The organism is Acinetobacter sp. AHP123, assembly GCF_023757925.1.
GTDB lineage: Bacteria > Pseudomonadota > Gammaproteobacteria > Pseudomonadales > Moraxellaceae > Acinetobacter > Acinetobacter oleivorans.
The window spans coordinates 3999809-4013222 of sequence record NZ_CP092454.1 but is presented as its reverse complement, the minus strand read 5'-3'; the positions used below and the strand labels follow the sequence as shown (position 1 = coordinate 4013222).

The window sequence follows — 13414 nt, the reverse complement described above, 5'->3', positions numbered from 1 at the left end:
AAGATGATTGATAAGAATAAATTGAAATTCGAGTTTTATAATCTCGCATTAGTGATTGGGGTAATAGGTATTTTATTGGTACTATTTACTCCAGTACCTACGTGGTTACTAGATTTTCTGTTATTAACAAATTTTACAGTAGCTTTAATTATTTTGTTATTAGCACTTGATACAGAAAAACCGCTAAGTTTCTCAACTTTCCCATCATTACTGCTCATTACAACACTATTTCGCTTAGCATTAAATATCTCATCAACTCGCTTGATTTTAGATCATGCTGATGCGGGTAAAGTAATTGCTGCCGTTGGTAACTACATGGTGGCTGGTAATCTAGTAGTCGGTTTTGTTGTTTTCTTTATCCTTATTATTGTTCAATATATTGTTATCACTAACGGTGCTCAGCGTGTTGCAGAAGTTGCAGCTAGATTTACTTTGGATTCATTACCTGGTAAACAAATGAGTATTGATGCTGATCTAAATATGGGATTAATTGATTCAGATGAGGCAAAGTTACGTAGACATCAATTAGAGCAAGAGTCAAATTTTTATGGTGCTATGGATGGTGCTTCTAAATTTGTTAAAGGTGATGCGATAGCAGGTGTTGTAATCATCATTATTAATATTATCGGTGGACTATCGATTGGTATGCTTCAAAAAGGCATGGGATGGTCTGAAGCTTTACAGCACTATTCACTATTAACAATTGGTGATGGAATTGTTACCCAAATTCCATCATTAGTAATTTCAGTTGCTGCAGGTATTATTATTACACGTGCAGCTACCGATACTAAATTAGGTCAAGCATTAGGTAATCAGTTTTTTGCTTATCCTCAAACGATCATTGTGGTTGGTATAGCGTTAACTTTAATGCTATTTTTGCCTGGTCTACCGGTTTTGCCAATTTTAATGTTGCTTATAATATTAGCGGTAGCGGTTTGGTATTCTATTAAAAATAAGAAAAATCAAATTAACAGTAATGAAGGCGAAAATGAAACTGAACAAGGGAAATTAGAGCAAAAAGATCTAAATACTCTAAAGCCTGCTCCATTTGAGTTAAAAGTAAGTGCCAATTTAGAGCCTTTTATTTTGGATAATGCAAGTTCTCTTACTCAAAGATATGCTACTTTACAGAAACAGCTTTCATTAGATTTAGGTATTTTTCTGCCTAAGTTATCGATTAATGTAGATAAAAGATTAGCAGAAAATCATTATCAAATTCTCATTTATAGTGCTGTAGTGGCAAGGGGGAGTGTCAACTTTTTAAAGGTTTTAGCGATTAATTCTGGCAATGCTTCGATGAGTAGTATTCAAGGAGATGAAACTAAGGAGCCTACCTATGGATTACCCGCACTCTGGATTGAAGATACTCAGAAACAACAAGCACGTACCTTAGGGTTTACTATTGTTGAGCCAGAGACTGTAATTGTGACCCATCTATCAGAAATTATTAAACGCTATTTAAGTGAGTTTCTAACACGGGCAGAAACTGAAAAATTAATACAACTCCATAGAGATAGTATGGGAACCTTGTTAGAGGAACTTATTCCATCTGTTCTAACTTACTCTGATATTCAGCGTGTCTTACAGTTATTGTTAAAAGAGCAGGTAAGTATAAAAAATATGGAGAAAATTTTAGAAGTACTTATTGATATTGGGCGTATTAATAAAGTACCTGAGGATTTAGCTGAAAAAGTTAGAGAAAGACTAGGGTCTATTATTTATGAGAAATTTCTGAGTAGCGATGGAAATTTACAGGTTATGACAATTGCTCCTGAAATTGAGAGTCATATGTTGGCTATGGTACGTGTAAATAATGAAAGTATCTTACCTCCACAATATATTGATAAATTTCTTAGAGGGATTGTAGAAGAAACAGAAAAACAATTAGCAAATAATGTGCAACCAATTTTATTGTGTTCACCTTCTATTCGTAGACCTCTTCGTGCCATGATCTCACGAGCTATTCCGCATGTGGAAGTTTTGTCGATTTCTGAGTTGGGGCAGTATGTGCAAGTTTCTTCAGCTGGAATTATTTCTATTCCAGAATTTCATGCAATGGAGATGAGCGCATGACAGATCCGATTATGCAATTGTCTCAAGTTATTCAGCAAGAGTTTAATGCCTTAAAAACTGTTTCACAGAATACAGCAAACATAAATACAGTTGGTTATAGAAGCGAAGGAGTGTTTAGCACTTTAGCATCGCCATCATCAAATAATAGAACCTTTTCTGATATAGAGCAGAGGCAGACTTTATCCTATATTAATTCAAATAATGGATCATATATAAATACAAATCGAGCGCTTGATTTTGCATTATCAGGTAAGGGGTGGTTTGTCGTTTCGAATAAGGAAGGTTTTTTAATAACACGTGATGGACATTTTCAAGTCGATAAAAAGGGTTACTTATTAACGCAACAAGGTTTAACTGTTTTAGGTAAAGAAGGGCAGCCAATTATTATTGATGAAAAAGATTTAGATTCATTAAAAGTTGATAATAAAGGTTATATTCATAGTTTAAATAATGATATAATATTAAACCAAATTTTAGTAGTGCATGCTGAAAGTAATGATATTAAGGCAAAGGGTAATGCCTTATATTCAGCTTCGCAAGTAAGACAAATAGACTCTAATGAGTATCAAATATTTCAGGGGAAATTAGAGCAATCAAATACGATGATGAGCCAAGATATGGTGAAAATTATGGAATTATCTCGGCATATTGAAAGCTTACAAAGAGCTGTAAACACTTACGATAATTTGTTAGATAGTGGTATTAATCAATTAGGAAAATAAGATGATTGACGCAATAAGTATTGCAAACTCTGGATTAGCAGCGCATCAAAAATGGTTAGATACGATTTCTAGCAATATATCAAATATGCAAACTATGGGGTATAAAAAAGAAACTGCTCAATTTTCTAACCTTATTGCTACAAATAATATTAATAATACTGTATCTCAGCAAGGCATAGGTGTTTCTTTGGAGAATACTTATACTGATTTTAAAAATGGCGATGTGCAAACCACAAATCAACCTTATGATTTCGCTATACAAGGTAAGGGTTTTTTTGAAATTGAGCAACCTGATGGAAGTTTAGCCTATACTAGAATTGGGCAGTTCCATGTGAATTCCGATGGCCAACTTGCATTAGCAAATGGTCAAGTTCTAACAACAGATATTCGTATTCCACCTGATGTTGAGCGTGTGAAATTGTCTGCGAATGGTATTTTAAGCGGTAAAGTGATTGGTACGGGCGAAGAGTTAGAACTCGGTAAAATAGAGTTGGTGAATTTCAATAATGATAGTCAGCTTAAAAAAATGGGTAATGGTCTATATTTACCGACACAATTAAGCGGTGAGCCACAATATGGCGAAATGAATACAGAAGGTATGGGGACGGTTTTACAAGGGCATTTAGAAATGTCAAATGTTGACTTAGTGAGTGAGATTTCTAATTTAATTATGGCGCAGAGAGCCTATCAATTAAATGCAAGAGTATTACAAGCGGGAGATCAAATTATGGAAACAATTAATAATTTGAGACGCTAGAATGGGTTTTAGGTTATCGCTTATATTTTTATTGATTATTTCTAGTTCTACAAATGCATGTTTAGATTCAAGTTATGAACAACTTATTGTAAATGCGAATAGATTAGTCTCAGAAAAAATAGAAAGCGATAGTGAGTTGTCATCTCAACTATTTCCCTTATTTAATGCTTCTAATCATTCGTATTCTCAACTTAAGCTTATCACTTCTATTTATCAGCCTAGAGTCGGGTTTGAAGTAGTCGATTGTGATCCTAAGAGTGAGACACAGAAGTTAAAAATCTTATGGTTTCGTCCAGAAATTAAAATTAAAGCCTGGGTATTTAAGCAAAATGCGATGCGTAATCAGTTACTTTCACAAGTTGAAATAAATTATGAAGATGTTGATCTCATTAAATTTAAGGCAACTAAGGAGGCATTAGCTGTTGGGCCGTTTGATGAAAATATATGGATTAGTGAAGCAGTAAAAATTAATACTCCCATTCTAAAAAAGAATTTAAAGGTGGCTCCTATGGTTGCTAGGAATCAATTAGTTAAGGTTGTTGTAGTTGCTGATAATGTTGTAATTGAAACAAAAGGTGTAGCACAACAATTTGGGCAATATTTGGAAAAGGTGAGTGTACGTTTACCTACTAACAACCAGCTCATTAGAGCTACAGTTATAAAAGAAGGAACAGTTAGAATTGATTAATAAAATTGTTCTTATGATGAGTATCTTGTTAACTACACATCATGTGTTTGCACAAACTAGTTTAATTGATACTGAGAGTTATCAAGCTTTAACAAGTGATAGGCGTGCAATTAATGTTGGTGATATTTTGACTGTTCTTGTGGCTGAATCTACTTCAGCCAAATCATCAGTAGGTACTAATGCCAAGAATAAAACAAATTTATCTTTTTCGGCAAACACTCTAACTGCTAAGGCAGATGCTGGTCTCGGAATGGAAGGCGGCGCAAGTGGTGAGGGTAATACATCAAGACAAGGCCAATTAAAAACAGTTGTTTCTGTGCAAGTTGTAGAAAAGCTAGCAAATGGATATTTAAAAGTAATAGGTAACCAAGAAGCTATTATCAATAATGATAAACAGCTTATTCAGGTAAGTGGTTATGTAAGACCAGATGATATTAGCTATGATAATACTATTTATTCGTACCGTTTAGCCGATGCTAAAATTCAAATTAATGGTAAAGGTGTAGCAAATGATGCTCAAAAGTTAAGTGTTTTTTATAAGCTTTTTCATTGGTTAAGATTAATATGAGAAGAATATTAATTGGTTTAGTTGCTCTAGTTAGTTTAAATGCTGCTATTGCTGCTGGAAATACAGTTAGATTAAAAGATTTAGTTCGCGTACAAGATAATCGAGAGCATGTATTAATTGGGTATGGATTAGTTGTGGGGTTGGCTAGAAGTGGCGACTCAGATCGAAATAGTACAACTAGGCAAGCATTAGTAAATACATTGAAGCATTTCAATGTCAATATTAATGAGCATGATTTGAATTCGCGTAATACAGCAGCCGTGATGATAACTGCGAAAATGCCACCATTTAGCGAAGTAGGTGATAAATTCGATGTAGAAGTATCTTCTATAGGCGATGCTCGGAGTTTGTTGGGAGGTACTCTAATATTAACTCCGCTATATGGGCCTGACAATAAACTATATGCCTTAGCTCAAGGGCCACTGGCTACTGGAGGTTATGCTTTTGAAGCTAATGGAAATTCTTTCCAAAAAAATCATGCAACAGTTGGACGTATTCCCAAAGGAGCATATTTGGAGAAAACTGTAGAAAATGAGTTACCTCAAGATAAGTTGGTACTTATTTTAAATCAACCTGATTATACAACCGCAAATAGAATTGCTCAGGTTATATCTCGTCAAGGTGTAATGAATGTAAAAGTAGTACATGCGGGAAAGATAGAAATTTTTGTTAGTCCTTACACTCCAATACCAAATCTCATTGCAAATATTGAACGTTTAGAAGTAGAACCAGATCAAGTAGCAAAAATTGTAATTAATGAGAAAACGGGAACAATCGTTGCTGGAGCAAATGTACGTATTGGAGAAGTTAATATTTCACAAGGCAATTTAAATATTAAAGTAGATACAGAATATTTAGTTTCACAACCAAACTTTATTGGACGAAATTATAATAGCAATATTTCAACAGAAGTTGTTCCTCAAACAGATCTAAAAGTAACAGAGGAAAAAGCCAATTTTGTATCTCTGCCTAAGGGAGCAACAGTAGCTGGATTAGTTCAAGCTTTGCAGAAAATACACTTAAATACGAGAGATATGATTACAATTATTCAGGCAATTAAAGATGCTGGTGCTTTAAATGCTGACTTAGTGATTCAATAGAGGTGTTAAATGAATGATATTAGCAGTATTAGCAATACACTTTTAAGTGCTATGAATATACAAGATATGAGAGTTAAAGTTGCATCGACAAATATTGCAAGTTTTAATTTAGTAGATAAAAAAGGGATAAATTTTGACTATAAACGTTTATTAAAAGATATATCAACTCATAACTTAGATTATAATAAAGTAGATATTGAAAGATATAAATCTAATATCCCTAAAAGCTTAATAAAGCTAGATGAACAAACTTTTGAAGCAGTTTCAGCAAGTGGTCGTTATCAAGGTATCGCTGAAATGTTAAATAGGAATTATGGATTAATGCAATTAGTCATACAAGGAAAAGAAGTGTAATGCAATTTTCTTCCAATTTATCTATTCAAGACATTGTTTCATTTGGTTTAAAGCATGAAAAGGCTCGAGTTGAAGCTGCAAGTTATAATATGGCAATAGCTAATGTTGCTTTGCCTAATAAAAAAGCAAATTCGGTCTTGCATGTTAAAACTAATCTGTCTTTTTTAAATGATATACAAAATAGTATTCATATAGAAAGTATACCGAACGCTAATACTAAAAGTGTATATGAACCTAGTCATCCCTTAGCTGATAAAATGGGAATGGTGTTTTATCCTGAGGTTAATACAGCGACAGAAATGGCTACCTTAGTTTCTGCAAGCAGAGCATATGATGCAAATATTCGTATTTTTAATACGATTAAAGATATGACCACTAAAGCATATGAGATTGGAAAATAAGTAAATGTATAGTCTTGAACCAATAAGCTTAGATAAAGTTACATCACTTCCAACTTTAAAAAGCTCTTTTGTTTCTTCTATGGAACCAAAACATTTAAGCTTTTTAGATATTCTGAATCGAAATGATGCTTTGTATCAAAATGCAACTGATAAAGTAATGAAATATGCAGCAGGTGAAAATATAGCTGTACACGACGTTATGGTTGCTATGGAAAATGCAAAACTATCGTTTCAATTTGCTGTTCAAGTAAGAAATAAGTTAGTTGAAAGCTATCAAGAAATTACACGTATGCAAATCTAAGCAACTAATTTGAGTAAGAAAGAGATGAATTTCTGGGGTAAAAAATCCGTTTTTTTTATAAGTGGACTATGCATTATTATTGTCGGTTTTATTGGTGCTTGTTGGTGGTTTTTGAAACCAACATATGTGCCTTTATTACAACAAAATGATAAAAATATTCAGGCAAATGTTATTAATATCTTATCTACATCAAATATTCCATATGTAATTAAGAATAATACAATTGAAGTGGAAGAAAGCAAAGTTGGTGAAGCAAAAATCGCTTTAGATAAGGGTGGGTTAAGTAATCCAGATACGGTTGGTTTTGAATTGTTTAATGAAACTGATTATGGTATGTCTGATTTTGCTCAAAAAATTAACTTTCAACGTGCCTTAGAGGGTGAATTAGCACGTTCTATTATGACTATGGATGGAATGAAATATGCTAGAGTCCATCTAACACCAGAAAAAGATAAAATATATGAGGTGGATAAAGCTACAGCTAAGGCATCTGTGGTTATAGAAACTTTAAATAATAATCAGTTAAGCAAAGATACTGTTGAAGGAATTCAAAATTTAGTTTCCTCTGCTGTTAATGGATTGGAAGCTAAGAATGTTGTACTTTTGAACCAACAAGGAGAAATTATTAGTAATAATTTAAATACTTCTTCTTCATTGAAGCGTTCAGATGATTTAGAAACAAAAATAGAAAGTAAAGTAAGAAATATCTTATACCAGTCTTTTAATATCAATAAAGTCAGTGTCTCTGCGCATGTTCAAGTAAATTTTGACAAAAGAAAAGTAGTACGTGAAAAACCAATTTTATCTGATGCTGGAATCTTATTGTTAAAAAAGAAAGAAACCTCTTCAACTACTTTAGGGGGAGAAAATACAAATTCTTCTCAAAAGGATAGTTCACAAGATAATGAATATGCCATTGGTAAAGAAATTTCAGAAATTGAATATGGTTCAGAAAGAATTAGTAATATCAATGTAGGTGTTATTGTTCCGAGTACATTAGACTTTACACAATTACAGAATATTCAACAAGTTCTAGAGGCTGGATTGGGTATTGATAAAAAACGTGGAGATCGTTTAGTTTTGGTTAGCAGTATGGTTCCTGTAGAACCCATATCTGATCAAAAGGCAAAAAGTGAATTATTAAAAGTTAATAATGAAAAAAATGATATAGTTGAAAGTAAACTATCACCATTTATGATTATTGTTATTTCTTCTTTAGGAATGATAGTTTTATTTTTAATTTTAAAGTATTTACGCAAAAATCCAATCAAAAGCGAAATTGAAACAGACTCCTTGTCAGATGAAGAAAGAGAGAAAATTCTAGTTAATTTAAAATACTGGTTGGGTAAAAATTAGATGAAAGATAAAGATATTGCTTTACGCAGTTGGATATTAAGATTTTCTAGTCTAACTTATAATGAGCAAGAAAAAATCCGTCTAAACTTAAATGATTCTGAAGTCGAAAAATTAGATGAACTATTACAACAAGTTCAATCCCTTGGCATCGATTCTAAAAATTTATTCATTAAGGATTATATTGAAGCTGACTTGAAAGACTGTGACTCATATTCTGTATTATTAGATAAAGTGATACAGAATATATCTCCAGTTTGGTGTGCTTTGATTGATGATAATCTTTTCTCAGAAATATCTTTAAAAAAAGATCATGCTTATCACAGAGAGTATATTAAATATAAAGAAATATTTAATCAATTTGAGTTGGCACCAAAAATGAAGGCCTCTTTGAATAACTATTTTTATGAGAAAGTAATATATGAATGATAGTGGTGTATCAGCTAGATTACAAAAAGTGATAAAAAGTGATAGAAAAGTCACTTTAGGTACTATGATTGAGAAGGTCATCACTCCAAAAGAAATCTTAAAAGTGGCGGAAATAAAAAATGTTGTGCCAACAAAAAAAGAACAAGTGGAAGATTTAGTAGAAAAGGAGTTATCTATTTTAAAAAGACAATATGCGGATGAATATAAAAAAGTCGTTGAACTTGAAAAGGCAAGACTAAAAGATATTCATGAGAAAAAAATGTTGTTACTGGAAAGTCAATTTAAAGCAAAAATAGATTCTCTAACTTCGTGTATTGTTGAATTTACAAAGAAAAATGAGGTTTTAAATTCATCTTTAGAACTTATTGCAATAAAAACTATAGATGAAATCTTAAAGAAAATGACTATAGATTTGACTGAACATGAGGGTTTTATTGCAGAAATTATAAAAAAAGCTTTGGTTGAGTATAATTTGGGGGAGGGTTTTACCCTAAAAGTTAATGTGCATGAGTATGAGTTAATTAAAAAAATTATTTCTGAAAATGTTTTTCTAGTAAATTATAATATAGTCGTTGAGAAGGATAGTTCTTTAAAATCTGGTCAGTATTCAATTGATCTAAAAGAATCTATATTGGATATTGGGGTTAAACAGCAATTTGATAAAGTTAGGCAATTATTAAATGACTGATAGTGTAAATAATATTGTCGATAATATTCTTAAAAAATTAAATACCTCTTCCTTTTTACAATCTTCAGGAAAAGTTAAGGAAATTAAAGGTGTGAGCATTGAAGCAATTGGCTTAAATGTTAGTATTGGTGAAATTGTAGAAATTATTCATCCTAATAAATTGAATAATATGTTTGCAGAAGTAATTTCTGTTGGTGAACAATCTTTTACTTTAATGCCTTTTGGTGATATTCATGGTTTAAATCTTGAGTGTAGAATTATATCCTCAAAAAAAACAATTCAAATTCCTGTTAGTCTCAACATGCGTGGTAGGGTTTTAGATGCTTTAGGAAATCCAATTGATGGTAAATCTTTACCAGAAAATGTAGAGTTTATCTCCAAAAACTTAGTACCAATAAATCCATTGCACCGAGTTCCTATTACTCAAAAATTAAATACAGGGGTTAAAGCACTAGATTTATTTACTCCAATTGGAATAGGGCAACGGATAGGTATTTTTGCTGGAAGTGGAGTAGGGAAAAGTACTTTATTAGGTATGTTGTGCAAATATGCAACTGCAGATGTGATTATTGTTGCTTTAGTTGGAGAGAGAGGAAGAGAGGTTACAGACTTTATTTCTAATGTACTGGGTGAGCAAGGTCTTAAAAGATCAATTATATATGTCGCTACAGCAGAACAGCCAGCTGTTTTCCGAAGATTTATTGCTTATACGGCAACTACAGTAGCTGATTGGTATAGAGCAAAAGGTTTTAATGTACTCTTGGTAATGGATTCTATTACTAGATTTGCTTATGCTCAAAGAGAGATAGGTTTAGCTGCTTCTGAGCCAACTGGATTAAGGGGATATCCAGCTTCGGTTTTTTCTCAATTACCCCCTTTAGTCGAGAGAGGAGGAGCTTTACTAGGACAAGGTTCGATAACATCAATTTATACTATTTTAGTCGAGGGGGATGATTATAATGAACCTATATCCGATCATATGAGATCAATCTTAGATGGTCATATTATTCTTGATCGTACCTTAGCTGATAAAGGGCATTTTCCTGCAATCAATGTATTGAAAAGTATTAGTCGATTATCTAGCATTTTACATACGAATGAGCAAAAAAAACTTATTGCACAGTTAAAGAAATACTTGGCTTTATATAATGAGTATTCTGATATGATTCAACTTGGTGCATATCAGTCAGGGCAAAATAAGCTACTCGATTGTATTATTCAATATAAACCAGAAGTTGATGAAATTTTAATTCAATTGGAGAATGAGCGTATAAAACCAGATAGTGTCTGGATAAGAATGCAAAATATTATCACTAAAATTGATCCTTTAGGTGAATAAAAATGACAATAATTTCCAATTTAAAGAAAAGAAAAGAAATAATGAAAATTCTTCAGTATCAATATATGGCACTAAAAATAGAAGTGGGAGAGTTGAAGGAAAGAAAGCTGAAATTGGATTCTATTAAACAAAAAAATGAATATGAATATTTAGGTCTATTAGCAAACTTTTCTGAACTTAAAAAAAAATTTGGTCTTACATTAGATAATCAGATTTATGAAGAAAATTTTATTGTAATCAATAAAAAATATAATGCTTATATTGAAAGTGACAAAGCTAGTATTGCTTTGTACGAGTTGTTAAAGGAAAGATTAGATGCGTTGGTTCTTCATAAAAGAAAAGTTGATCATCTAAAAGATGCTATTGAAAAAGATGAATTAAATATACTTTTTGAAGATATTTGAGAGAAATAGAATGGAAAATATTAATTTTGATCATCGTTTGAAGACAATTTACGATGAACAAGGGGAAAGGTTTAGTATTGCCCCAAAACGAAAAAAGGAAAGTAGTGATTTTTTAAAAGATATTAAGGGAGACTTTAATGATAATGAAAAAAATGAAAAACTTACTATCCAAAAAAATAATATTGAAAAGAAGACTATGAATTTCTCTAAAATTTATGATTTTGGTAAAACAGCGGTCAACCATTTATCTTATTTGAATAGTATTGGAAATAATATTTCATATCAAAAGTACAATTCTTTATTAGTTCAATATGAAGATTTATCTTATGAGTCATATGAGAATAGAGAAAATAACTTTATAAGCAAAAAGTTAAGATTAGATAGACCTGATACAAAAATAGATTTTTCCTCAAAAAACGAAGATATCTTTATGGAAAATCATGTATCGAAATTGAATGCTTCTGTCAAGCAGACAGTATTTACCTCACCATTGTTGTTTAAAAAAAATATTATTCTTACAAGTTCTGAGATATTCATAAGAGATTATGATGGTGATCAAACTGAGCTTTTAGAAAATATTAAGAGACAACTACCTGATAATATTGATAGAATATGGCTTAACGGAAAAATGATTTGGTCTAAAACCTAAAGAGATAATTATGGCTATAGATGCTCTTGGTAATAGTTTAAATACTGCAAGTAGTGAAGTAAGTCGAAGTAATTTAAGTCAAAATGATTTTATAAAACTATTTATGACGGAGCTTACTTTTCAAGATCCGCTTGAGCCTATTAATAATAGGGAATTTTTAGCTCAAATGGCTCAATTTACAAACTTAGAGCAAGCTAGGCTTACAAACGATAATATTAGTAATCTAGTTTCTATTAATGCAACCTTACAATCTTTAGGTATTATTGGAAAGCAGGTGGAGATTGTTACTAATAGTGGTGCAAATATAACAGGAACAGTTTCAGCTGTTAATTTTTCACCTGAAGGTTCATTAATTAGTGTAAAACAAGCAGATGGTAATTTTTTGACCGATATAAAGCTATCACAAATTAAAACAGTAAGGTGATATAAGTGACTCAAGCACATTTTAATGGTGTAAGTGGTTTAATTGCATTTTCTACTCAATTAAACACTGTTTCTCAAAATATTAGTAATATGAATACACCTGGATATAAGGGCAAAGATAGTTTTTTAAAAGATGTTGAAAATAATAATGGTTCAGGTTTGGGCGTGAGTTATGAGGGTACAAGTACTAGAACAAAAAATGGTGACTCTAAACAAACAGGTAATCAAACAGATTTATATATTAATGGTAAAGGATATTTTATATTAAAGGACTCTAAACAAGATGTTTTTTATACAAGAGCTGGTCAATTTAAATTTGATGAAAAGGGTAGTTTAGTTGATCAGTCTGGTACTTACCATGTTATGGGATTTGATGGAGCAAGTTTAGTTGAGATTAATATAAATAATTATTTATCTTTGCCACCTACACAAACTACTATACTTGATATTAATGGAACCTTAAGTACATCTGAGACTACTCCGTATAAGTTAAGTAATGTTAATATTTATGATGCAACAGGTTCTTTAAGAAAGTTAACTTTTAATTTTGAAAAACAAACTGGCGGTACAACAACCGTCGGTAGTAAATGGTCATATACCGTCATTGATGAAAATAATAAAACATTAAATACGGGGGTCATAAGTTTTACTTTAGCTGGCACTGTGCAAGAACAATTTTTAGATGTTGATCTAGATTTTGATAGTGGTAAGCAAAAGATAAAGCTAGATTTAGGTGGAGTTAGTGTAGTTTCAGTTGGTAGTAGTAATATACAAGCTACAGCGACTGATGGAGGGCCTAGAGCTGGTATAGTAGGCTATAATTTTGGTGAAGATGGTGTTCTTGAATTAAGTTACAATAATGGTCAGAAGAAAAAAACAAATCAAGCTGTCGGATTAGCTAACTTTTCTGATGAAACAAAACTTGTGCAAGATCAAAATGCCTTTTTTCATAAACCTGAAAATATAAATGTCAAATATAGTAAACCTGATTTAGAATATTTTGGAAAAATACAAGGTGGGTATATTGAATTAGCTAATATCGATTTAGCACAGGAGTTTGGTAATATTTTAATTATTCAAAGGGGATATCAAGCTAGTTCAAAAGTGATGAATGTGGCTAATGAAATGTTAGAGCAACTTTATAATTCATCTCGTGGTGGCTAAG

17 protein-coding genes are annotated in these 13414 nt (G+C 31.7%); all 17 read left to right on the top strand.

From position 1 onward, the window contains the following. The first annotated feature begins 3 nt into the window (after positions 1-3). The 17 genes from MJX77_RS19010 to MJX77_RS18930 are packed head-to-tail and all read left to right on the top strand — an operon-like array spanning position 4 to position 13413. Positions 4-2073 (top strand): flagellar biosynthesis protein FlhA, encoded by a 2070-nt coding sequence (locus tag MJX77_RS19010; protein WP_252060201.1) that lies wholly within the window; start codon positions 4-6, stop codon positions 2071-2073. Beyond that, positions 2070-2795, top strand: a complete 726-nt coding sequence (locus MJX77_RS19005; protein WP_151827980.1) for a flagellar hook basal-body protein — start codon at positions 2070-2072, stop codon at positions 2793-2795. The genes MJX77_RS19010 and MJX77_RS19005 overlap by 4 nt, the downstream gene beginning before the upstream one ends. 1 nt (position 2796) lies before the next feature. Further along, positions 2797-3552, top strand: coding sequence for a flagellar hook-basal body protein (locus MJX77_RS19000; protein ID WP_192835036.1), 756 nt, complete (start codon positions 2797-2799; stop codon positions 3550-3552). A gap of 1 nt (position 3553) precedes the next feature. Beyond that, a complete protein-coding gene (locus MJX77_RS18995) occupies positions 3554-4240 on the top strand; it encodes a flagella basal body P-ring formation protein FlgA (protein WP_252060200.1) in 687 nt (228 codons plus the stop codon). Next, complete coding sequence (locus tag MJX77_RS18990) at positions 4233-4808, top strand: flagellar basal body L-ring protein FlgH (protein ID WP_005299448.1); 576 nt, start codon at positions 4233-4235, stop codon at positions 4806-4808. Before MJX77_RS18995 ends, MJX77_RS18990 begins: the two co-directional genes overlap by 8 nt. After that, the gene (locus MJX77_RS18985; protein WP_005299445.1) at positions 4805-5908 is read left to right on the top strand and encodes a flagellar basal body P-ring protein FlgI; all 1104 of its coding nucleotides are present in this window, start codon (positions 4805-4807) and stop codon (positions 5906-5908) included. Before MJX77_RS18990 ends, MJX77_RS18985 begins: the two co-directional genes overlap by 4 nt. A gap of 9 nt (positions 5909-5917) precedes the next feature. Then, positions 5918-6262, top strand: coding sequence for a hypothetical protein (locus MJX77_RS18980; RefSeq protein ID WP_005299442.1), 345 nt, complete (start codon positions 5918-5920; stop codon positions 6260-6262). Further along, complete coding sequence (locus tag MJX77_RS18975; protein ID WP_005299439.1) at positions 6262-6663, top strand: flagellar basal body rod protein FlgC; 402 nt, start codon at positions 6262-6264, stop codon at positions 6661-6663. The genes MJX77_RS18980 and MJX77_RS18975 overlap by 1 nt, the downstream gene beginning before the upstream one ends. 4 nt (positions 6664-6667) lie before the next feature. Beyond that, complete coding sequence (fliE, locus tag MJX77_RS18970; protein ID WP_174760087.1) at positions 6668-6964, top strand: flagellar hook-basal body complex protein FliE; 297 nt, start codon at positions 6668-6670, stop codon at positions 6962-6964. Between the two features lie 9 nt (positions 6965-6973). Then, the gene (fliF, locus tag MJX77_RS18965) at positions 6974-8320 is read left to right on the top strand and encodes a flagellar basal-body MS-ring/collar protein FliF (RefSeq protein WP_252060199.1); all 1347 of its coding nucleotides are present in this window, start codon (positions 6974-6976) and stop codon (positions 8318-8320) included. Continuing rightward, positions 8321-8746: a hypothetical protein gene (locus MJX77_RS18960; RefSeq protein ID WP_252060197.1), complete on the top strand. Its 426-nt coding sequence runs from the start codon at positions 8321-8323 to the stop codon at positions 8744-8746. Further along, on the top strand, positions 8739-9434 hold the full coding sequence (locus MJX77_RS18955; RefSeq protein ID WP_252060194.1) for a FliH/SctL family protein: 696 nt from the start codon (positions 8739-8741) through the stop codon (positions 9432-9434). The genes MJX77_RS18960 and MJX77_RS18955 overlap by 8 nt, the downstream gene beginning before the upstream one ends. Beyond that, a complete protein-coding gene (locus tag MJX77_RS18950) occupies positions 9427-10773 on the top strand; it encodes a FliI/YscN family ATPase (protein WP_252060192.1) in 1347 nt (448 codons plus the stop codon). The genes MJX77_RS18955 and MJX77_RS18950 overlap by 8 nt, the downstream gene beginning before the upstream one ends. Before the next feature lie 2 nt (positions 10774-10775). Further along, complete coding sequence (locus tag MJX77_RS18945) at positions 10776-11177, top strand: hypothetical protein (protein ID WP_252060190.1); 402 nt, start codon at positions 10776-10778, stop codon at positions 11175-11177. A gap of 10 nt (positions 11178-11187) precedes the next feature. Continuing rightward, entirely contained in the window at positions 11188-11826 is a 639-nt protein-coding gene (locus tag MJX77_RS18940; RefSeq protein ID WP_252060188.1) for a hypothetical protein, read from the top strand. A gap of 10 nt (positions 11827-11836) precedes the next feature. Beyond that, a complete protein-coding gene (locus tag MJX77_RS18935; RefSeq protein ID WP_005299414.1) occupies positions 11837-12250 on the top strand; it encodes a flagellar hook capping FlgD N-terminal domain-containing protein in 414 nt (137 codons plus the stop codon). A 5-nt stretch (positions 12251-12255) separates the two neighbouring features. Continuing rightward, positions 12256-13413 (top strand): flagellar hook-basal body complex protein, encoded by a 1158-nt coding sequence (locus MJX77_RS18930; protein WP_252060186.1) that lies wholly within the window; start codon positions 12256-12258, stop codon positions 13411-13413. Position 13414: the final 1 nt, after the last annotated feature.